We start from the raw sequence: 19,875 nt of genomic DNA on the forward strand, positions 1-19,875 counted from the left end.
GGCTCCCGGCCCGCCCGGCGGCCGGGCCCCCTGGAAGGAAATTCCATGCGATTGATGCTTCGATCCCTGCTGGCGGCGGTGGCCCTGTCCGTCGGCGCCGTGTCCGCCGTGGCGGCCTATCCCGACCGGCCTGTCGTCCTGGTCAATCCCTACGCCGCCGGCGGCCCCGCCGACGTGGTGGCGCGCAGCCTGGCGCGGGCGCTGGAAAAGCGCCTGGGCCAGCCGGTGGTGGTGGAGAACAAGCCCGGCGGCGGCGCCTCCATCGGCACCGGCTTCGTGGCGCGCGCCAAACCGGACGGCTACACGCTGCTGCTGGGCACCTCGGCCGGCCACGTGGTCACGCCGCTGATGCAGAAGACCGTGTACGACGGCGTCAAGGGTTTCGCCTTCTGTTCGGTGGTGGCGGTGCAGCCCATCATGCTGGTGGTCAATCCATCGCGCGGCATCCGCTCGGTGTCCGAGCTGATCGCCCGCGCCAAATCCGAACCCGGCAAGTGGAGCTACGGCTCGGCCGGCGTGGGCGGCGCCACGCACCTGGGCGCCGAACTGTTCCAGCAGGTTGCCGGCGTGCAACTGAACCACATTCCCTATGCCGGCGCCTCGCCCGCCATCAACGACGTGGTGGGCGGGCAGACCGATCTGGCCATGCTGAACCTGTCGGCCAGCCTGCCGTTCATCCGCCAGGGGCGGTTGCTGGCGCTTGGCTATGCCTCGGACAAGCGATCGCCGCTGCTGCCGGACGTGCCCACGCTGGCCGAGGCCGGCGTGAGCGGCGCCGATGCCGCCACCTGGTATAGCCTGGCGGCGCCGGCCGGCACGCCCGCCGACATCGTGCGCACGCTGAGCGACGCCGTCCGGGCCGTGAACGACGATCCCGACTACCGCCGCGTCATGCAGGAGCAGGCGATATCGTTGATGGCATTTTCGCCGCCGGAAGCGGACGCCTACGTCGCCAAGGACCAGGCCGATATGCGCAGGCTGCTGGGCACCCTGGGCTTGCTGGCCAAATGAAAACACGGCCACTGGACACACGACCCCGCATGCCCGCGGCCGCCGGCCGAGTGAAGACGCGGCGCCGGCCGCCAGGAACGCATCCATGAACTTCGATTTCAGCGAACTCAGCACCGCCAACGCTTTCAAACTGCTCTCCAGCGTGGTGGTGCCGCGGCCCATCGCCTGGGTGGTGAGCCAGTCGGCGCAAGGGCAACGCAATGCCGCGCCGTTCTCCTTCTTCAACGTGATCAGCAGCGATCCACCAATCGTGGCGCTGGGCATCGGCCCGCGCGGCGGCCAGTTGAAGGACACCTCGCGCAACATCCTGGAGACCGGCGAATTCGTCATCAACCTGGTGTCGGCCGAACTGGCCGCGCAGATGAACCACACCAGTCTGGACTACGTCGCCGAGGTCGATGAACTGGCGCGCGCCGGGCTGGCGACCGAACCCTCGCGGGTGGTGGCCCCGCCGCGCATCGCGCTCAGCCCGGCGGCGCTGGAATGCCGCGTGTGGCAGGTGCTGGATGCCGCGCCGCAGCGCGTCATCGTGTTGGCGCGGGTGGTGGCGCTGTATCTGCGCGACGATGCGCTGCTGGACGCGCAGCGGTTCCATGTGGACACCCCGGCGCTGCGGCTGTTGGGCCGCATGCATGGCGCCGGCTGGTATGCGCACACCAGCGACCTGTTCCAGATGCGCGCGCCGGACGCCGCCAACGATCCGGCGGTGCGGCCCGCGCAGGGCCATTGAACCGAATCACGATTTCGAATCTCCTGGGAGCCTCCTGATGAAACTGCATTGGTCGCCGCGCTCGCCCTTCGTGCGCAAGGTGATGATCGTCCTGTACGAAGCCGGCATCGCCGACCGCGTGACGCTAGTGCGCACGCCGGTCGCGATGGACAAGCCCAACCTCGACCTGGTGGCCGACAATCCGCTGATCAAGTTGCCGACGCTGGTGCTGGACGACGGCACGCCGGTCTACGATTCGCGCGTCATCTGCGCCTACCTGGATGGCTTGACCGGCGCCGGCCTGTTGCCCGCCGACCCGGCCGCGCGCCTGCTGGCCGAGCGCCGCCAGGCCCTGGGCGATGGTTTCCTGGACGCGCTGTTGCTGTATCGGCAGGAACGCAACAAGCCTCTGGAAAAGCAGACCCAGGCCTGGCTCGACGCCTTCGCGCTGAAGACCCGCGCGGCGCTGGCCGTGCTGGAGGCCGAGGCGCCCGCCCTGCGCGAAAGCCGCTTCGACCTGGGCCAGATCGCCATCGGCTGCGCGTTGTCGTACCTGGATTATCGTTTCCCGGATATTGCCTGGCGCGACGGCCATCCCGCGCTGGCCGCCTGGCATCGGGCGTTCTGCGCCCGGCCCTCGGTGCAACGCAGCCAGCCCGATGAGACCCCTTGAACGAAGGACGACGATGAGCCGTATCCCCCTGCCCACCCCCGACAGCATGAGCGCCGACCAGAAGCGCGTCTATGAGCGCATCGTTTCTGGTCCGCGCGGCCGGCTGGTCGGCCCTTTGCGCGCGGCGCTGCACAGCCCCGAGCTGGCCGAACGCTGGCAGGCGCTGGGCGCCTTGCTGCGCTTTGGCACCAGCCTGCCGCCGCGCGTCAGCGAACTGGCCATCGTGGTCACCGCGCGCCGCTGGAACAGCCAGATCGAATGGCACATCCACGCCCAGGCCGCCCGCGCCGCCGGCATTTCGGACGCGGTGCTGGACGCCATCCAGGCGCGGCGCGAACCGGTGTTCGACCACCGCGACGACGAGATCATCTACGCCTACGCCCGCCAGTTGCAGGAGACCGGCCAGGTCGATCCTGCCCTGTATGCCGAGGCGGTGCAGCGCTGGGACGCCGTCGGCGTGGTCGAGCTGACCGCCGTCATCGGCTACTACACCATGGTGTCGATGACGCTGAACGCGCACGAGATCCCGATGCCGGACGACGCGCCCGCGCCGCTGGATCTGCCGCAACAGGACGGCCGGCCGGCGCTGAGCCGGCTGGCGCCGCTGGCCGCGGAGGGCAAGGCATGACCGCCGCCCACGCCTACGTGCCGGACAGCGTCGAGACCCCGCGCATGCCGGCGGCTCCGGCGCGGCCCCTGCCGCCGCAAGCCTGCGACACGCATTGCCACGTGTTCGGCCCCTACGACCGCTTTCCGCTGTGGCACCCGTCCTCCTATGCCGCGCCCGACGCGCCGGCGCCGCGCTACCTGCACATGCTGGACACCCTGGGCGCCGCGCGCGGCGTGCTGGTGCAGCCCGCGCCTTATGGCACGCACGCCGACGCCTTGCTCGACGCGCTGGCGCAGGGCGGCGACCGCCTGCGCGGTATTGCCGTGGCCGACCCGCCGATCAGCGATGCGCAACTGCAAGCCCTGTATGACGGCGGCGTGCGGGGGCTGCGCTTCGTCGAGGCGCGCGATCCGGCCGGCAAGCTGTTCCCGGGCAGCGTGGGCTTCGACCAGATCGCGGCGCTGGCCCCGCGCATGAAGCAGCACGGCCTGCATGCGCAATTGTGGGCGCCGTGCGACACCTATCTGCAACACCTGCCGGCGCTGGCGCAATTGGACCTGCCGCTGGTGATCGACCACCTGGGCAGCCTGGTGCCCGCGCGCGGCGCGCAAGACCCGGCCTTCCAGCTGCTGCGCGGGCTGCTGGCCGACGGCCGGGTCTGGATCAAGCTGACGCTGTGCCGCGTGGGCAGCGCGCCGGATTACGAGAACGCACGTTTCATCCACGACGCCTTTGTCGCCGCCAACCCCGACCAGGTGCTGTGGGGCTCGGACTGGCCCTTCGTGCGCATGGGCGCGGCCGCGCCCTCGGCCGACGCCCTGGTGGCCGTGGCGCAGCGCTGGCTGGGCGATGACGCCATGCACCGCAAGGTCTGGGTCGACAATCCCGCGCGGCTTTACGGCTTCGCTTGAAGCGCTGGCCCCGTCACGGGCTGGCGTGCCACACGCCTTCGCCGCCGATCTCGCGCACCAGGCTCTGGATCTGCGCCGCCACCTCGGTGACGGTGCGGCCCGGCCCCTTGGCGCGGGCGAAGGCCATCGAGATGATGCGGCCCATGGCCGGGTCGCGCAGCGCCGCGATGCTCAGGCGGCCTTCCTGCACCTCCTGCCAGACCGCGTGCAGTGGCAGCACCGTGTACATGTGCTCGTGTTCGACGATGGATTTCATCAGCGGCAGCGAATCGGCCTCGATCAGCGGCGCGATGCTGATCTTGCGCGCCCGCGCCAGCCCGTCCAGCGCATTGCGCAGGCCATTGGGCGCGCCCGGCAGGATAAAGGGCAGGCCGTCCAACTGTTCGAAGGTGACCGCGCCGGCCCGCGTCAGGGCGTCGCCCGCCGCGCCCACCAGGTATGAATCGACCGAGGCCAGCGCCTGTTCGCCGGGCGGGCATTTGTCGCCGTAGCGGTACAGGATGGCGATGTCGACGCGGCTGTCGGTCAGCCATTCCTCGATCTGGCCGCTGGAGCCTTCCAGGATCTTCAGGTGCACCTTGGGAAACTGCTTGCGCAGCCGCGAGAACAACCGCCGGATCAGCGGATGCGCGGTGGACGGCAGCAGCCCCAGCGTGACCTCGCCGGCCGGTTCGCGCGCCTCGCCGTTCAGTTCCAGCTCCAGCCGCTCGGCGTCGCCCAGCAGCGTGCGCACCAGCGGAAACAGGCGCTCGCCCACTTCCGACAGGTGCACGCCGCGGCCGGTGCGGTTGAACAGCCGCGCATTGCACTCGCGCTCCAGCGCATTGATGCGGCGGCTCAGCACCGATTGGTCCTGGTCCAGGTACAGCGCGGCGCGCGAGATGCTGCCCAGTTCCGCGATCGCCAGGAAGGCCCGCCACTTGTGCAGGTCGGCGGTGACGTCCAGGCTCAGGCCCGTGGCTTTGGCAGGCGGCATGATGGATAACGCGGCAACGAAAGAGACGGCACAAGGTTACGGTAAAAGCGGCGCGGCATGTTGGGGCGCGTCCGTTATTCCAGGCCCAGCTTGCCGCGCCGGATCACCTCGCCCCATTTTTTCGACTCGGCCTGCATCAGCGCCTGGTAGGCCTCGGGCGTGGTCGCGGTGGGGATCGCGCCCTGGTCGATCATTTTCTGCCGCAAGGCGGGCTCGGCCAGGGTCTGGGCGATGGCCCGCGACATCTTTTGCACGATCTCCGGCGGCGTGCCGGTCGGCGCGATGATGCCGTAGTTCGATTCGACGATCACGTCGGGAAAACCCGCTTCCCTGGTGGTCGGCACGTCCGGCAGGCCCTCGAAACGCGCCGGGCTGGCCACCGCCAGCGGGCGCAGCTTGCCGGCCTTGATGAAGCCCAGCACCGCCGAGGCGTCGCCGGGGAACATCTGCACCTCGTTGGCCAGCAGCGCCGTCACCGCCGGCGAGGCGCCCTTGTACGGCACGTGCATGATGTCGATACCGGTCTGCTGCTTGAGCAGCTCGCCGCCCAGGTGCGGCGTGGTGACGTTGCCGGCCGAGCCGTAGTTGTACTTGCCGGGCTGGCGCTTGGCGCTGGCGACGAAGGCCGGCAGCGTGGCATCGGGCAGGGCCGGGTTGACCACGATCACCAGGGGAATGCGCGCTACCAGCGATACGTACTGGATCTTCGAGACGTCGTAGGGCACCTTCATCACGTGCGGCAGGCCGGTGATGGCGCCCGGCACGCCGAAGCCGAAGGTGTTGCCGTCGGGCGTGGCGCGCACCGTGGCGTCCACGCCGATGGTGCCGCTGGCGCCGGCCTTGTTCTCGATCACGATGGTCTGGCCCAGCCGCTGGCCCAGTGCCGGCGCCAGCAGGCGCGCCAGGTTGTCGACCGAGCCGCCGGGCGGGTAGGGCACGATCAGCCGGATCGGCTGGCTCGGCCAGGGCGCGGCGGCCTGGGCCGGCGGAACGCAGGCGGCGCCCAGCAGCAGGGCCGCCACCGTCAATGCGGTTGCTTGTTTCATCTGTCTCTCTCCTGTGGCGCCGGCGCGCGGCCGGCGCGTTGTTGTCATGCGCCTTCCAGCCCCAGTTGCTTGGCGTAGATATTGCGCTGGATCTCGTTGGTGCCGCTGAAAATGGTCGCCGCCAGCGCGTTGACGTACGGCGCCAGCGCATGCACCTGGCCGTTGCCGTAGCCCAGCCGCATGTCCGCGCCGCCGTATTCCTCGGCGATCTGGATCAGCAACGCGCCCAGGCGTTCGTGCGTTTCGGTGGCCCAGATCTTCAGCAACGACAGCGCCGGCGGCAGCGGCCGCCCGGCCTTGGCCAGCTCGGCGAAGACGCTGTACATGGCGGTCAGGTCGGCGGCATCCAGGCGCAGCTCGGCCAGCCGGTCGGCGAACGCCGGATCGGCCAGCAGGCCGCGCTGGCGCGCGATGCTGAAGATCTGCTGCAGCGCATGGTTGGCGTGCTTGGGGCTGCCGCTGAACAGGCGCTCGAAGCCCAGCAGCGCCTTGGCGATGCCCCAGCCGGCATTCAGTTCGCCGACGACATTGGCGCGCGGCACGCGCACCTGGTCGAAGAACACCTCGCAGAATTCCTCGTGGCCCGACAGCGTGCGGATCGGCCGGCGGCTCACGCCCGGGCTGGCCAGGTCCACCAGCAGGAAGCTGATGCCGGCCTGCTTCTTGACGGTCTTGTCGGTGCGCACCAGCATGAACATGTGGGTGGCGTCCTGCGCCAGCGTCGACCAGGTCTTCTGGCCGCTCACCACCAGGTCGTCGCCGTCCACCAGCGCCTCGCAGCGCAGCGACGCCAGGTCCGAGCCGGCGTTCGGCTCCGAATAGCCCTGCGCCCAGACCGCCTCGCCCGACAGAATGCCCGGCAGGAAGCGGGCGCGCTGTTCCTCGGTGCCATGGCGGATCAGGATCGGCCCCAGCATCACCAGCCCCTGATCCGGAGCGCGCGCCACGCCGTGGCGCTCGGCTTCCTCGATGAAGGCGATCTGGCGGGCCGGCGACAGCGCCATGCCGCCATGTTCGCGCGGCCACGACGGCGCGATCCAGCCCTGGCGCGACAGCGTGTAGTACCAGTCCTTGATCTCGTGCCAATGCAGCCGCCACGGCACGTGGCGCAGGTGCTCCGGGTAGTGGGCGCGGAAGAAGCCGCGCACCAGCCGGCGGAAGTCCGCCTCCGGCATGCCGTTCCAGTCGGCCTCGCGCGGAAAGTGCGTGATCGGCGCGCCGTCGTCGGTGTCGGCGGCGGGCCCGGGCAGCGCCGCCAGGGCGCCGTAGCGCTGGCGGTGCGCGCCGGCGTTGCCCAGCCACGCCGCCAGGTGCAGCGCGCTGCGGAAATACAGGCTGACGTCGCATTCCTCGGTATAGCCGATGGCGCCGTGCAGTTGGATCGCCAGCCGCGTCGCCTCCAGCCCGGCGCGGGCGGCGCGGGCCTTGGCGCGGCTGGCCAGCGTCTTGCGCTGGGTGGCGTCGTCCGGTTGCGCGGCCAGGGTATCGAGCGCGTCCAGCAGGCTGTTGGCGGCCAGCTCGACCTGCATCGCCGCATCCACCAGGCGATGCTGCAGGGCCTGGAACGACGCCAGCGGCCGGCCGAACTGCTGGCGCGTGTTCAGGTAGGCCACCGAATCGGCCAGCACCTGGCGCGCCACGCCCACCAACTCGGCCGACTGCATCAGCCGGCCCAGATCCAGGGCGTCGTCGACCGCATCGGCCACGCCGTCGCTTGCCAGCAGCGCGTCGGCCGCCACCACCGCCGATTCGATCGTCAGGTGGCAGGCGGCGCTGCCGTCGGCGCGCGCATGGGCATGCAGCGTCACGCCCGGCGTGCCGGCCGGCAGGTGGAACAGGGCGGTGCCCTGTTCGCCATCGGCCGTGACGAGCCAGCCGTCGACCCCGGCGCCGGGCACCACGTGGCGCTTCTCGCCATTGAGCACGTACGCGCCCTCGCGCTCGATCACGCTGACGCCGAAGGCCGAGGCGGCCTCGCCCGCTTCGAGCTGGCCCTCGGTTTCCTGCCAGGCCAGACCGATCAGGCTGTCGCCGGCGCAGACCGCCCGCAACAGTGCCTGGCGCCGCGCCTCATCCACCGGCGCGATGCGCGCCAGCAGCGTCGCGGGCAACACGCCGGCGCCCACCAGGGGCTCGGGCAACTGCGCCCGGCCCGCTTCCTCCAGCACCGCCGCCATCGCCCGCCAACCCAAGTCCAGGCCGCCAAGCGCCTGCGGCACGCTCATGTCGAGCCAGCCGACCGCGGCGATCTCGCGCCAGTAGGCGCGATCCGCCTGGGCGGCGCGCTTGCGCTGGCGCTGGTCGCGGCGTTGCAGGAAGTCGCGCGCGCTGTCGCGGATCTCTTCGATCAGTTCGTGGTCGGCGCCGCTCATACGATGCCCTCCGCTTGCAGGCGGGCGATCTCGTCCTCGGACAGACCCAGTTCGGCGCGCAGGATCTGCGCCGTGTGCTCGCCCAGCAGGGGCGGCGGCAGGCCGGCCGCGATCGGCGTGCCGGAAAAATGGATCGGATTGCGGATGACCGGCATGCGGCCCACCTGCGGATGCTCGACGCTGCCCAGCACCTGGCGGTGGCGCACCTGCGGGTCCTCGAACACCTGGTCCATCGTGTAGATCGGCCCGCAAGGCACGTTGGCGGCGGCCAGCGCCTGGTTCCAGGCCTGCACGGTGCGTGTGCGCATCGCGGGTTCGATCAGGCGCGACAGTTCCGGCTGCGCGGCCGCGCGCTTGGGGTTGGTGTCGAAGCGCGTATCCTGCCCCAGTTCCGGCAGGCCGAGCACCGCGCAGAAAGCGCGGAACTGCGCGTCGTTGCCCACCGCCACCATGAGGTGCCCGTCCTGGCATTCGAAGGCCCGGAACGGCGCCGTGATCTGCGAGGCCGAGCCCATGCGCGCCGGCAACTGGCCGCTGGCCAGGTAGTTCATGCCGATATGCGATAGCGCCGCGATCTGCGCGTCCAGCAGCGCCAGGTCGATATGCTGGCCCAGGCCCGAGACCTGGTCGCGGTGCCGCAGTGCCGCCAGGATGGCGCACACCGCATAAAAGCCGGCGGTCAGGTCCGACACCGAATAGCCCGCCTTGACCGGCCCCGCGCCCGGCTCGCCGTCGGGCACGCCGGTCACGCTCATCAGCCCGCTCATGGACTGGAAGATCGGGTCGTAGCCCGGCAGGTGGCTATAGGGCCCGCTCTGGCCGAAACCGGTGATCGAGCAATACACCAGGCGCGGATTGACCGCCGCCAGCGCCGCGTAGTCCAGCCCGTAGCGGCGCAGGTCGCCGGCCTTGAAGTTCTCGATGACGATGTCTGCCTGCTGCGCCAACCGGCGCACCAGCGCCTGGCCCGCGGGCCGGGCGATATCGATCGTCAGCGACTTCTTGCCCCGGTTCATCGCCACGAACGACGAGGTCTGCGGGCTTGGCGCGCCATCGCGCCCGGGCAGCGGGTAGCCCTGGTGGCGCACGTCGTCGCCGCGCCCCGGGCGTTCGACTTTGATCACCTCGGCGCCGAAGTCGGCCAGCATCTGCGCCGCCCACGGCCCCGAAAACACCCGGCTCAGGTCCAGCACCTTCACGCCGTCCAACGCGCTCGTCATGTTGTCTCCTTGTTTTTTTCAAGTCTAGGCAGCGCCCGGCCTAGCGCCTACGGCGCTACCGCAATAGCTGTTATGCGTTGCGCCGCCGCGCGGCTAGCGGCCTTGGAACACCGGCGCGCGCTTTTCCAGGAAGGCGCGGCGCGCCTCCATCGCATCCTCGGTCTTGGCGATGGCGGCCGTCATGTCCTGCTCGTAGCGGTAGCCGTCGCGCAGGCTCATGTCTTCGATGGCGTTGAGCGTCTGCTTGGCCAGCATGGCCGCCAGCGGGCTCTTGGAGGCCAGCTCGCGCGCCAGTTCCTGGGCGCGCGGCATCAACGCCGCCGCCGGCAGCGCCTCTTCGACCACGCCGAGCCGGTACAGCTCGTTGCCGTCCACCCGCAGCCCGGTCAGCATCATGCGCCGCAGCCGCGAATGGCCGAACAGCCGCATGCCATGGCGGCCGCCGCCCAACAGCCCGACGTTGATCTCGGGCAGCCCCACCACGGCGTCGGCCGCCGCCACCAGGATGTCGCACGAGGCCACGATGGCCAGCCCCGCGCCCAGCGCCGCGCCGTTGATCGCGCCCACCACCGGCTTGGCGCACTCGCGGATGGCGTGGAAGCACTCGCGCGTGCGGCGCGAATGCTGCGGCAGGTCGCCCGGCCCTTTGATGGTGGCGGCGCGGTTCTTCAGATCGGCGCCGGCGCAGAAGGTCTTGCCCTGGCCCGACAGCACCACCGCGCGCACCTCGGGCGTCTCGGAAATGCGGTCCAGCACCCACGACAGCTCGTTCATCATCTCGGTGCTGAGCGCGTTGACGGGCGGATTGGCCAGCAGAATGGTGGCCACGCCGCCGTCGATTGCGACGTCCAGCGCGGTGTAGGGCCCGGCCAGGTTTTCCGGCATGCTCATGGTTTGTCTCCTTGTTGTCTGGTCAGAGGCGGCGGGTCAGATGATCTTGCGGTCGCGGTAGTCCTGGATCTGCGCCGCGCTCAGTCCCAGTTCGGCCAGCACCTCGTCGGTGTGCTCGCCCAGCAGCGCGGGCGCGCGTTCCACCCGCAGCGTCGATTGGCCAAAGCGCAGCGGGTTCATCACCTGCGGCACCTCGCCGGCGGCAGGGTGGGGCAGGCGCCGCAGCATGCCGCGATGCAGCACCTGCGGATCCTCGAACACCTCGGGCACCGCGTTGATCGAACCGGCCGGCACCCCGGCCTGCTTGAGCAGGTCGAGCCAATGGGCCCGCGGCCGCGCAACGAAGATCGCGTCCAGCAGGGGATCGAGCGTGTCCAGGTTCTTGACGCGCTGGCTGTTGCTGACGTAGCGCGGATCGCGCGCCAGCTCGGGCCGGCCCAGCGCCTCGCACAAGGTGGCGAACTGCGCGTCGTTGCCCACCACGATGACGATGTCGCCATCGGCGCAGGCGAAGGTGCGCTGCGGCTGGATGTTCGGGTGCGCGGTGCCGGTGCGGCGCGGCACCCGTCCGCCCAGCAGGAAGTTCATCGCCTGGTTGGCCAACAGGCCCACCTGCACGTCCAGCATGGCCACGTCGATGTACTCGCCCTGGCCGGTCTGCGCGCGCCGCAGCAGCGCCGCCACGATGCCCAGCGCGGCGTAGACGCCGGTGGTCAGATCGACGATTGGCACGCCCACCTTCTGCGGCCCGCCGCCAGGCTTGTCGTCGCGTTCGCCCGTCACGCTCATCAGCCCGCCCATGGCCTGGATCAGGAAATCGTAGGCCGGCTCGGCCGCGCGCGGCCCGGTCTGGCCGAATCCGGTCACCGAGCAGTACACCAGGCGCGGGTTGATGGCGGACAGCGATGCATAGTCCAGCCCCAGCCGCGCCAGCGTGCCGACCTTGTAGTTTTCCAGCACCACGTCGGCGTCGCGGCACAACTGCTTGACCAGCGCCTGGCCCTCGGCCGTCTGCAGATCCAGCGTGATCGAGCGCTTGCCCCGGTTGGTGGCGACGAAGTACGCGCCATCCGAGGTGTCGCGGCCCTGTTCGTCCTTCAGGAAGGGCGGCCCCCAGGACCGGGTGTCATCGCCCTGGCCGGGCCGCTCGACCTTGATGACGTCGGCGCCCAGGTCGGCCAGGATCTGGCTGGCCCAGGGCCCGGCCAGCACGCGGCTCAGGTCGAGTACTTTCAGGTTTGATAACAGCGGCTGCAACGCCTTCTCCTTGACTGCTGTGAAGTGCGGCCAGTCTAGGATTTCCGCGCCACGGCAGGCTCCACCCGGATGGCAAAGCTGTTATGCGCGACGCGCCGCCCGCCCGCTGCAATTGCGCCCATCACGCCCGGGCGGCTAGGGGCATTCGGCCGACATCCTCGACGCCGTCGGCGACCGCATCGATGTGATGATGGACGGCGGCGCGCAGCGCGGCACGCACGTCCTCAAGGCCCTGGCGCTGGGCGCCAAGGCGCTGGGGCTGGGGCGCTACTACCTGTTCCCGCTGGCCGCCGCCGGCTGGCGCGGGCGTATTTGCTACAGTCGCGGCATCGCCCGATCAATGGAAACGCCTGCCGGCCATACCGGCAGGGTTCAGAACGTCAGCGCTTCGGAGTCTTCATGCCTGTTCGTGCCCGCCTGGCCGCTTCGCTCGCCACCCTCGCGCTGTTTGCGGCGCCATCGGCCCGCGCCGCGCCGCAGGCCGACCTTCCCGCCGGCGCGACCGCCTGCGCCTTCGGCGCCTGGGCCAACTATGACAAACCTTCAATCACGGTACGCGCCGCGCCCGCCACCCACGCCAAGGTGCTGGGCCAGATTCCCACCCGGCCGGCGGCTGGCGAGCCGGCATACGCCTACAGCGTCATCTTCGACGTGAAGCAGGCCCAGGACGGCTGGCTCAGGATCGCCAACGCCAGCGACGCCTATAACGAGGAAGAATATCCCGGCCTGCCTCCGCGCGAGCTCTACAAGGGCGAAGGCTGGATCCGCGCCGACGATGCCCGCGTCGGCATCCAGTCAGCGCGCGGCTATCTGAAGCCCGACGCCGCCAGCCAGCGCGTACTGGATCTGGGCGGCGACTGGCTCACCGAAGTGGGCAGGATCCAAGGCATCCGGGCCTGCCATGAGAACTGGGTACTGATCGATTATCTGGTGGACCGCAAGCGCTCGCCCGGCGACGAGATCGTCGCGCGCGGCGAAGGCGAGCAGTTGGCGGGACGGGCATGGTTCCGGGGGCTGTGCGAGGCGCAGGAGACGACCTGCGATATGAAGTCGGTGGATCAGTGAGGGCAGGGCCATCGGCTGGGCGGGGCCACACCAATCGCGCGCGTGCCACGCCTATCCCCCTGGCGCAACCCCGCGGAAAGCCGCCCGACTTATGCGATGCGGATTAGCAACACCAATGCATGTGAGAATAAGTCGCATTAAACTTTCCTTCGCCTTGTTTCATCCCCCCGCGAAAGGAAGCCATCATGCAAGACCCGCGGCCCGCCGGCCCAATTCCCTCCACCTGCCCGCGCCTCGCCCTGCGATGCACCGCCAGCCTGGTGCTGATGGCGCTTGCTAGCGGCACAGCGCTGGCGCAGGAGGCGGGCGTCGCCACCTTGCCCGCCGTGCAGGTCCAGGCCGACGGCGATCCGACCACGACGGAAGGCACCGGTTCCTACACCCCGCGCGCCACCGCCGCCAGCACCGGCCTGGCGCTGTCGCTGCGCGAAACCCCGCAATCGGTCACCGTCGTCACGCGCCAGCGCATCGAAGACCAGGACATGCGTTCGCTGACCGACATCCTGGGCAACACGCCCGGCATCTCGGTGCAGAACTACGACAGCGAGCGCTATTCCTTCAGCTCGCGCGGCTTCGACATCAGCAACTACCTGTACGACGGCGTGCCCACCAGCTTCGATACCGGTTACTCGGCGGGCGAGTCCTCCGTCGATCCCATCATCTACGACCGCGTCGAAGTGGTGCGCGGCGCCACCGGCCTGTTGACCGGCACCGGCAACCCGTCCGCCTCGGTCAACCTGGTGCGCAAGCACGCCACCCGCCGCGAATTCGCGGCCGACCTGAGCGTCAGCGCCGGCACCTGGGACACCTACCGCGCCACCGCCGACCTGTCCGCGCCGCTGAACGCCAGCGGCAGCGTGCGCGGCCGCATCGTTTCGGCCTACCAGGACAATCATTCGTACCTGGACGGCTACCAGAACCGCAAAAAGGTGTTCTATGGCGTGGTCGACGCCGACCTGAGCGCGCGCACCACGTTCAGCGCCGGCTTCAATTACCAGGACAACGCGCCGCGACGCAGCAGTTGGGGCGGCTTTCCGCTGTGGTACGCCGATGGCGGCCGCACCGACTGGAAGCGCTCGCTGAACACGGGTGCCGACTGGAGCAAGTGGGCCAGCACCACCGAAGGCGCCTTCGCCAGCCTGGAACACCGCTTCGACAACGGCTGGCGCGTGCAGGCCGTCGGCTCGCATTCCAAGCACGAAATGGACGGCAAGCTGCTCTACCTGACCGGCTGGCCCGATCGCACTACCGGCCTGGGCATGGGCGCGTCGGCCCAGCGTTATTACGGCGACCGCAAGCAGAACAGCCTCGACCTCAAGGCCTCCGGCCCCTTCAGCCTGTTCGGCCGCTCGCACGAAGCCGTGGTCGGCGCCAGCTTCACGCGCCAGTACGCCGATTTCCGCAACCGCAGCGCGGTATCGCCGGCCGCCATCGGCAATTTCCTCGATTGGGACGGCTCTTACCCCGAGCCGCAGTGGAGCGACACCGCCACCCTGGCCAGTCGCTACACCACCAAGCAGGCCGGCTGGTATGGCGCCTTGCGTTTCAGTCTGGCCGACCCGCTCAAGCTGATCGTCGGTGGCCGCTACAGCACCTGGAAAACCGACGCGGTGGGCTGGGGCGGTGGCAGCCGGCAGGCGTTCGACAAGGATGCCTTCGTGCCGTATGCCGGGCTGCTGTATGACATCAACGAGAATTACACGGCGTACGTCAGCTACACCGGGATCTTCAATCCGCAGGACAAGCAGGATCGCAACGGCAACTGGCTCGATCCGCTGGAGGGCAAGGCCTACGAGGCCGGCATCAAGGGTGAATTCCTCGAAGGTCGCCTGAATGCCTCGGCCGCGGTGTTCCAGATCAACCAGGACAATCTGGCGCAGGATGATCCCGGCTACCTGGTGCCCGGCACGCTCATCCAGGCATCCCGCGCCGCCAGCGGGACGCGCAGCCGGGGCTTCGATCTGGAAGTGTCCGGCGAAGTCTCGCCGGGTTGGAACGTGGCGGCGGGGTGGTCGCACTGGACCGCGCGCGACGGCGACGGCAACCCCATCCAGACCGACCAGCCGCGCAGCCTGGCGCGGTTGTTCACCACCTATCGATTGCCGGGGGATTGGAGCCGTCTGACAGTGGGTGGCGGGGTCAACTGGCAGAGTCATGTCTATAAGATTGCCAGCGGCCCCAATGGCGATGAGCGCGTGGGGCAGGGGAGCTATGCGCTGGTCAACCTGATGGCGCGCTACAAGTTCGATAAAGGCCTGTCGGCGCAGTTCAACATCAACAACCTGATGGATCGCAAGTACTACTCGCAGATCGGCTTCTACAGTCAGGGCGCGTGGGCGGCCGGTCGCAGCGCCACGCTGACGATGCGGTATCAGTATTGAGGCAAGGGCGCGGCGGCGCGCTCAGTCGGCTGGCGCGCCGCCGACCAACCTGAGGCTGCGCTTGAGTCCGGCCGGCGGCTGGCCATAGGCGCGCAGGAAGGCGCGCCGCATCCTGTCGCGGTCGGCAAAGCCGGTATCGCGCGCCACCACGTCCAGCGGGTGGCTGCCATCTTCCAGCATGGCGCGGGCGGCCTCCAGCCGCAGCGACTCGACCGCCTTGGCCGGCGACTGGCCCGTTTCGGCGCGAAACAGGCGGCTGAACTGGCGCGGCGACAAGCGCGCCGCCTCGGCCAGCTCTTCCACCGACAGGGCATTGCGCAGATGCTCCTTGGCGTAGGTCAGGGCGCGCTTGATCCGGTCGGACCGCGGCTCCAGCTCCAGCAGCGCCGAGAACTGCGATTGGCCGCCGGGCCGGCGGTGATACACCACCAGCCGCCGCGCCACGTTGCGCGCCAGCGCCGCGCCGTGATCGTCCTCGATCAGCGCCAGCGCCAGGTCGATCGCGGCCGACATGCCCGCCGAGGTCCAGATGTTGCCGTCCCGCATGAAGATCCGGTCTTCCTCGACCCGCACGGCGGGAAAGCGTTCGCGCAGGGCGCGCGCATGCGCCCAGTGCGTGGTGGCGCCGCGGCCGTCCAGCAGCCCCGCCTCGGCTAGCACGAAGGCGCCGGTGCAGACCCCGGCCACGCGCCGCGCCTCGCTGGCCGCGCGCACCAGGTAGGCTTTCAGGCCCGGCGACACCGGGCCGGGCAGCAGCTCGCCGGCCACCATCACGGTGTCCGGCATCACGTTGAAGGCGACCGTTTCGATGCCGGCGCTCAGGGTCGAGCGGACGATGCCGCCATGTTCCGACAGGATGGTCATGCGGTAGCCGTCGCGGCCGAGTTCGGCGTTGGCGAACTCAAAGGCCGCCAGCGCGGAGAGCCCCATGATCTGGAAGCCGTCTTCAAGGATCAAGCCGATCTGTCGCATCGCGGGTGAGTTGTCTGGAAATGGTGGTTTCAATTAATTCATGCCGGGCGGGCGCCGTCAAGCCGATGCCCGTGGTATCCGCTGAATTGCGATTGTTTTGATATCGAAGCGGACAGCGGCGGCAAAGCGCAAGCATGAGGTATGAGTGTCTTAAATTGACGTTTTAATGTCATTTGAGACTTCATTCATGCGCGTCATAGTAACGGCCATGGGCGCTCCTGCACCGCGGGAACGCAATCTCCTCCCTTCCTGGATACCACCATGAAACTGACCGACAACACCATCCTCATCACCGGCGGCACCTCCGGCATCGGCCGCGCCCTGGCGCAGGCCTTTCACGCGTTGGGCAACAAAGTCATCGTCGCCGGCCGCCGCAAGGCGCTGTTGGACGAGATCGCCGCGCAACACCCCGGCATCGATGGTATCGAGCTCGACATCGCCGACGCCGGCGACATCGCGCGCGTGGCCAAGACGCTGATCGCCAGATACCCGGCCTTGAACGTGCTGGTCAACAACGCCGGCATCATGCCGTTCGACAATCCCGCTGGCGCCATCGACGACGCCACCTCGCGCCGCATCCTCGAGACCAACCTGCTGGGCCCGATCCGGCTGACCTCGGCGTTGATCGAACACCTCAAGGCGCAACCGCGCGCCACCATCATTCACAACACTTCCATACTGGCCTACGTGCCGATCGCTTCCAACGCCGTCTATTCGGCGTCCAAGGCGGCGCTGCATTCGTACGCGCTGTCGCAGCGTTTCATGCTGCGCGACACCCGCGTCACCGTGCAGGAAATCGCGCCGCCGTGGGTCGACACCGATCTCATCAAGAAGAGCGGCGACCCGCGCGCCATGCCGCTGGATGCGTTCATCGCCGAAACCATGAAGGGGCTGGCGACCGATGCCCCCGAAGTGCTGGTCGAGGCCGTGCGCCCCTTGCGCGACAACCCCGGCGCGCACGAGCACGCGCTGGTGCATGGCTTTAACCAGAGCCTGGTCGATCAGCCGATTCCGGTCTGACGGCCATTTCGGCGGGCGCCCGCCCGCCCCGCCCTGGAAACCATCATGTCCACAGACACCTGCGCGGCCTCGGCCGCCTCCGCGCCGCGCGTTGCCGCGCCCGCGCCCTCGCTGGTCCCGGCGGCCTTCCTGGCCCTGGGCACCTTTGCCATCGGCACCGAAGGCTTCATGATCGCGCCGCTGCTCTCGACCATGGCGGCGGATTTCCGCATGACGGTGCCCCAAGTGGCGCTGCTGGTCGTGGTGTTCACGCTGACCCTGGCACTGAGCGCGCCGGTCTCGACGCTGTTGAGCGCGCGCCTGCCGCGCCGCGCCACGCTGCTGATCGCGATGGCGCTGTTCGCCGCCGGCAATCTGCTGGCGGCGTGGTCGCCGGACTTCGGTGTGCTGATGGCCGCGCGCGTCGTGATGGCGGTCGCCTCGGGGCTGTACGTGCCTAACGCCAATGCGCTCGCCGGAGCCATCGTCGCGCCCGTCAGGCGCGGCCGGGCGCTGGCCATTGTCAGCGGCGGCATGACCTTGGCCATCGCCCTCGGCTTGCCGCTGGGCGGTCTGGTGGGGCACGCCTTTGGCTGGCGCGCCACCTTTCTGGCGGTGGGCGCGATGAGCCTGGCGGCCATTGCCGGCATCCTGATCGGCATCGACAGGAACGCCGGCGCCGGCATCCCGGTGGCGACCTGGTCGCGGCGCGTCGCCGTCCTGCGCCAGCCGGCCGTCGTGCGCCTCTTGTCGGTCAGCCTGTTCTGGTCGATCGGCGCTTATGCCGCCTATCCGTATATCGCGGCCTATCTGGGCAGCGTGCTTGGCTACCAGGCCGGCGGTATCAACGCCACGGTTGCGCTGTGGGGGCTGGCCGCCGCGCTGGGCGTCACCAGCGGCGGCGCGTTGAACGACCGGCTGGGCTCGCGGCGGGTGGCGCGCGGCTCGCTGGTGGTGCTGGGGGTGTCGTTCTGGCTGCTGGCGCTGTCCACCGCGCTGCCGCCCGCCGTGGCGGTCGTGCCGGTGCTGCTCGGCGTCGCGGTCTGGGGCTTTACCGTCTGGTCTTTTTTCCCGGCGCAGATGGCGCGCCTGATCGCCGCCGGCGAGACCGCCCAGGCGCCACTGGCGCTGGCCTTGAATACCTCCACCATGTACCTGGGATTCGCCATCGGCAGTGCCTTGGGCGCGGCGCTCCTCGGCCATGGGATGATCTGGGGCATCGGCCTGCTGGCGGGCGCGGTTGAATTCGTGGCGGTGTGGCTGGACCGGCGGGCCCTGGGGCGGACGTAGGCGCGGCGGCATGTCGCCCTGTCACGCCTCAGCGTCGCGCGAGTTCCTGGGCGGTGACCGGTTGCCAGCCGCCACCGAGCGCCTTGTAGGCGGCGACGGCGGCGCGCGCGGTTTCGGTCTGTGCCTGCGCTCTGGCATCCGACGCCTGCAGGACGGTCGCGTCGGCATACAGGACATCGATCAGGCTCGACGCGCCGCGTTCATAGGCCGCGAACGCGGAAGCCCGCGCCCGGGCGAGCGCGGCCTCGCCTTGCGTCAAGGTCGCGGTCTGTTGCGTGCGATTGACCAGCGCCGAGAACGCGTTTTCGACGTCCTCTGTCGCGCGCAGGACAGCCAGCCGATACGCCGCCAGCGCTTCGGCGTCGCGCCCCTTCGCCAGATCGATTTGCGCCTGGATGCGGCCAAAGTCGAACAGGCGCCACCGTAAGCCGAGCACGCCCGCCGATTGGCTTGCGCCGCCGGCAAACAGGTTGCCGCTGGAAATCGTCGTGGCGCTTCCCAGCAATCCGCTCAGCGAGAACTTCGGATAGTACTCGGCGATGGCTTCGCCGATTCTTGCATTGGTGGCGGCGAGCCGGCGTTCGGCCACGATGAGATCGGGGCGGCGTTTGAGCAGGTCGCCGGGGGCCCCCATATCGTCGAGGCGGGGCGCCGCGGGGATCGCCGCCGGGCGCGCGAGTTCGGCTCGATAGGTACCCGGCGGGACGCCCAGCATCACGTCCAGCGCATTCATGGCCGCATCCAGGCCAGTCTGGAGCACCGGCACGGTTGACTGCGCTTGCGCCAACGCCCCCTCTGCCTGCCGCGCCTGGTATTCGGCGGCCAGGCCCCTGCTAAGGAGCAACGCGACTTTGGCCACGAGCTGCTGCTGAACCGCGATCTGCCGTTGTGCGACGTCCAGGCGTGTCTGCAAGCCGCGGATGGTGATGTAGATGTCCGCCGTTTGCGCGGCAACGGCAAGGCGTGTCGCCAGGGCGGCGGCTTGGGCCGCCTGGTAATCGGCCTGCGCCGCCTCCTGGCCGCGTCGAAGTCCGCCAAACAGATCCACTTCCCAGCCCGCCTCGAGATTCGCCTCATAGGCATTGCCCCAGCGGTCATAGCCCGGCGTGGCATTGAGCACCTGCCCCAACGGCGTCTGAACCGACTGATACGCGCGGGCGGCCGAACCGTGCGCCGCGGCCGAAGGCAGCAAGGCCGCGTTGGCGGCGCCCAGGCCGGCGCGGGCCTGGGCTACCCGCGCCGTGGCCTGGGCCAGATCCAGATTTTGAGCGAGCGCCAGGGAGACGACGCGCGCAAGAAGCGGATCGTCGAACTGTCGCCACCAGGTGGCCAGTTCGAGCGCCGTCCAGGCGCGCGCCGGGCGGGTAGCGGCCTGTTGTGCCTGGAAGTGACCGGGCAAGGGCGCCTCGGGCGGGTGGTAATCGGGCCCCACCGCGCATCCGGCCGTCAGGCCGGCGCATAGCGGGAACAGGAGGAGGCGACGGGCGAGCAT

17 protein-coding genes and 1 pseudogene are annotated in these 19,875 nt (G+C 69.6%); 10 read left to right on the forward strand and 8 right to left on the reverse strand.

Translation table 11 applies throughout. From position 1 onward, the window contains the following. Window positions 1-54 precede the first annotated feature (54 nt). From ACN6O8_RS19940 to ACN6O8_RS19960, 5 genes are all read left to right on the forward strand, one after another. Window positions 55-1,011: a Bug family tripartite tricarboxylate transporter substrate binding protein gene (locus ACN6O8_RS19940; RefSeq protein WP_427992721.1), complete on the forward strand. Its 957-nt coding sequence runs from the start codon at window positions 55-57 to the stop codon at window positions 1,009-1,011. An 85-nt stretch (window positions 1,012-1,096) separates the two neighbouring features. After that, a complete protein-coding gene (locus ACN6O8_RS19945) occupies window positions 1,097-1,741 on the forward strand; it encodes a flavin reductase family protein (protein ID WP_427992722.1) in 645 nt (214 codons plus the stop codon). A 37-nt stretch (window positions 1,742-1,778) separates the two neighbouring features. Then, window positions 1,779-2,393, forward strand: a complete 615-nt coding sequence (locus ACN6O8_RS19950; RefSeq protein ID WP_427992723.1) for a glutathione S-transferase family protein — start codon at window positions 1,779-1,781, stop codon at window positions 2,391-2,393. 13 nt (window positions 2,394-2,406) lie between these two features. Next, complete coding sequence (locus tag ACN6O8_RS19955) at window positions 2,407-3,021, forward strand: carboxymuconolactone decarboxylase family protein (protein WP_427992724.1); 615 nt, start codon at window positions 2,407-2,409, stop codon at window positions 3,019-3,021. Next, window positions 3,018-3,914 carry an amidohydrolase family protein gene (locus ACN6O8_RS19960; protein WP_427992725.1) on the forward strand — a complete coding sequence of 299 codons (897 nt, stop codon included), beginning with the start codon at window positions 3,018-3,020 and terminating at the stop codon, window positions 3,912-3,914. Before ACN6O8_RS19955 ends, ACN6O8_RS19960 begins: the two co-directional genes overlap by 4 nt. Window positions 3,915-3,927: 13 nt before the next feature. Here the strand turns inward: ACN6O8_RS19960 and ACN6O8_RS19965 are convergent, their stop codons facing one another. From ACN6O8_RS19965 to ACN6O8_RS19990, 6 genes are all read right to left on the reverse strand, one after another. Continuing rightward, entirely contained in the window at window positions 3,928-4,890 is a 963-nt protein-coding gene (locus tag ACN6O8_RS19965; protein WP_427992726.1) for a LysR family transcriptional regulator, read from the reverse strand. Between the two features lie 74 nt (window positions 4,891-4,964). Continuing rightward, the gene (locus ACN6O8_RS19970) at window positions 4,965-5,936 is read right to left on the reverse strand and encodes a tripartite tricarboxylate transporter substrate binding protein (RefSeq protein ID WP_427992727.1); all 972 of its coding nucleotides are present in this window, start codon (window positions 5,934-5,936) and stop codon (window positions 4,965-4,967) included. A gap of 44 nt (window positions 5,937-5,980) precedes the next feature. Further along, window positions 5,981-8,308 carry an acyl-CoA dehydrogenase gene (locus ACN6O8_RS19975; RefSeq protein ID WP_427992728.1) on the reverse strand — a complete coding sequence of 776 codons (2,328 nt, stop codon included), beginning with the start codon at window positions 8,306-8,308 and terminating at the stop codon, window positions 5,981-5,983. Further along, on the reverse strand, window positions 8,305-9,528 hold the full coding sequence (locus tag ACN6O8_RS19980) for a CaiB/BaiF CoA transferase family protein (RefSeq protein WP_427992729.1): 1,224 nt from the start codon (window positions 9,526-9,528) through the stop codon (window positions 8,305-8,307). Before ACN6O8_RS19980 ends, ACN6O8_RS19975 begins: the two co-directional genes overlap by 4 nt. A gap of 93 nt (window positions 9,529-9,621) precedes the next feature. After that, a complete protein-coding gene (locus ACN6O8_RS19985) occupies window positions 9,622-10,419 on the reverse strand; it encodes an enoyl-CoA hydratase/isomerase family protein (RefSeq protein WP_427992730.1) in 798 nt (265 codons plus the stop codon). Window positions 10,420-10,455: 36 nt separating this feature from the next. Beyond that, window positions 10,456-11,676: a CaiB/BaiF CoA transferase family protein gene (locus tag ACN6O8_RS19990; RefSeq protein ID WP_427992731.1), complete on the reverse strand. Its 1,221-nt coding sequence runs from the start codon at window positions 11,674-11,676 to the stop codon at window positions 10,456-10,458. 148 nt (window positions 11,677-11,824) lie between these two features. Between ACN6O8_RS19990 and ACN6O8_RS19995 the strand changes: the two are divergent. The 3 genes and pseudogenes from ACN6O8_RS19995 to fhuE form a co-directional block, all read left to right on the forward strand. Further along, window positions 11,825-11,983: pseudogene (locus ACN6O8_RS19995) on the forward strand (alpha-hydroxy-acid oxidizing protein); the annotation flags it as partial. 92 nt (window positions 11,984-12,075) lie between these two features. Beyond that, window positions 12,076-12,741 carry a hypothetical protein gene (locus ACN6O8_RS20000; RefSeq protein ID WP_427992732.1) on the forward strand — a complete coding sequence of 222 codons (666 nt, stop codon included), beginning with the start codon at window positions 12,076-12,078 and terminating at the stop codon, window positions 12,739-12,741. A 185-nt stretch (window positions 12,742-12,926) separates the two neighbouring features. Then, window positions 12,927-15,122, forward strand: a complete 2,196-nt coding sequence (fhuE, locus tag ACN6O8_RS20005; protein ID WP_427992733.1) for a ferric-rhodotorulic acid/ferric-coprogen receptor FhuE — start codon at window positions 12,927-12,929, stop codon at window positions 15,120-15,122. A 21-nt stretch (window positions 15,123-15,143) separates the two neighbouring features. On the opposite strand, the gene ACN6O8_RS20010 is transcribed toward fhuE, so the two are convergent. Beyond that, window positions 15,144-16,094: a GlxA family transcriptional regulator gene (locus ACN6O8_RS20010; RefSeq protein WP_427992734.1), complete on the reverse strand. Its 951-nt coding sequence runs from the start codon at window positions 16,092-16,094 to the stop codon at window positions 15,144-15,146. Window positions 16,095-16,355: 261 nt separating this feature from the next. Here ACN6O8_RS20010 and ACN6O8_RS20015 point away from each other — a divergent pair, with 261 nt between their 5' ends. After that, complete coding sequence (locus ACN6O8_RS20015; protein WP_427992735.1) at window positions 16,356-17,114, forward strand: SDR family oxidoreductase; 759 nt, start codon at window positions 16,356-16,358, stop codon at window positions 17,112-17,114. Window positions 17,115-17,159: 45 nt separating this feature from the next. Beyond that, window positions 17,160-18,383 (forward strand): MFS transporter, encoded by a 1,224-nt coding sequence (locus tag ACN6O8_RS20020; protein ID WP_427992736.1) that lies wholly within the window; start codon window positions 17,160-17,162, stop codon window positions 18,381-18,383. Between the two features lie 28 nt (window positions 18,384-18,411). Here ACN6O8_RS20020 and ACN6O8_RS20025 read toward each other — a convergent pair whose 3' ends face one another. Continuing rightward, on the reverse strand, window positions 18,412-19,875 hold the full coding sequence (locus ACN6O8_RS20025; protein ID WP_427992737.1) for an efflux transporter outer membrane subunit: 1,464 nt from the start codon (window positions 19,873-19,875) through the stop codon (window positions 18,412-18,414).

Source organism: Achromobacter sp., assembly GCF_050285565.1.
Classification (GTDB): domain Bacteria; phylum Pseudomonadota; class Gammaproteobacteria; order Burkholderiales; family Burkholderiaceae_B; genus Achromobacter.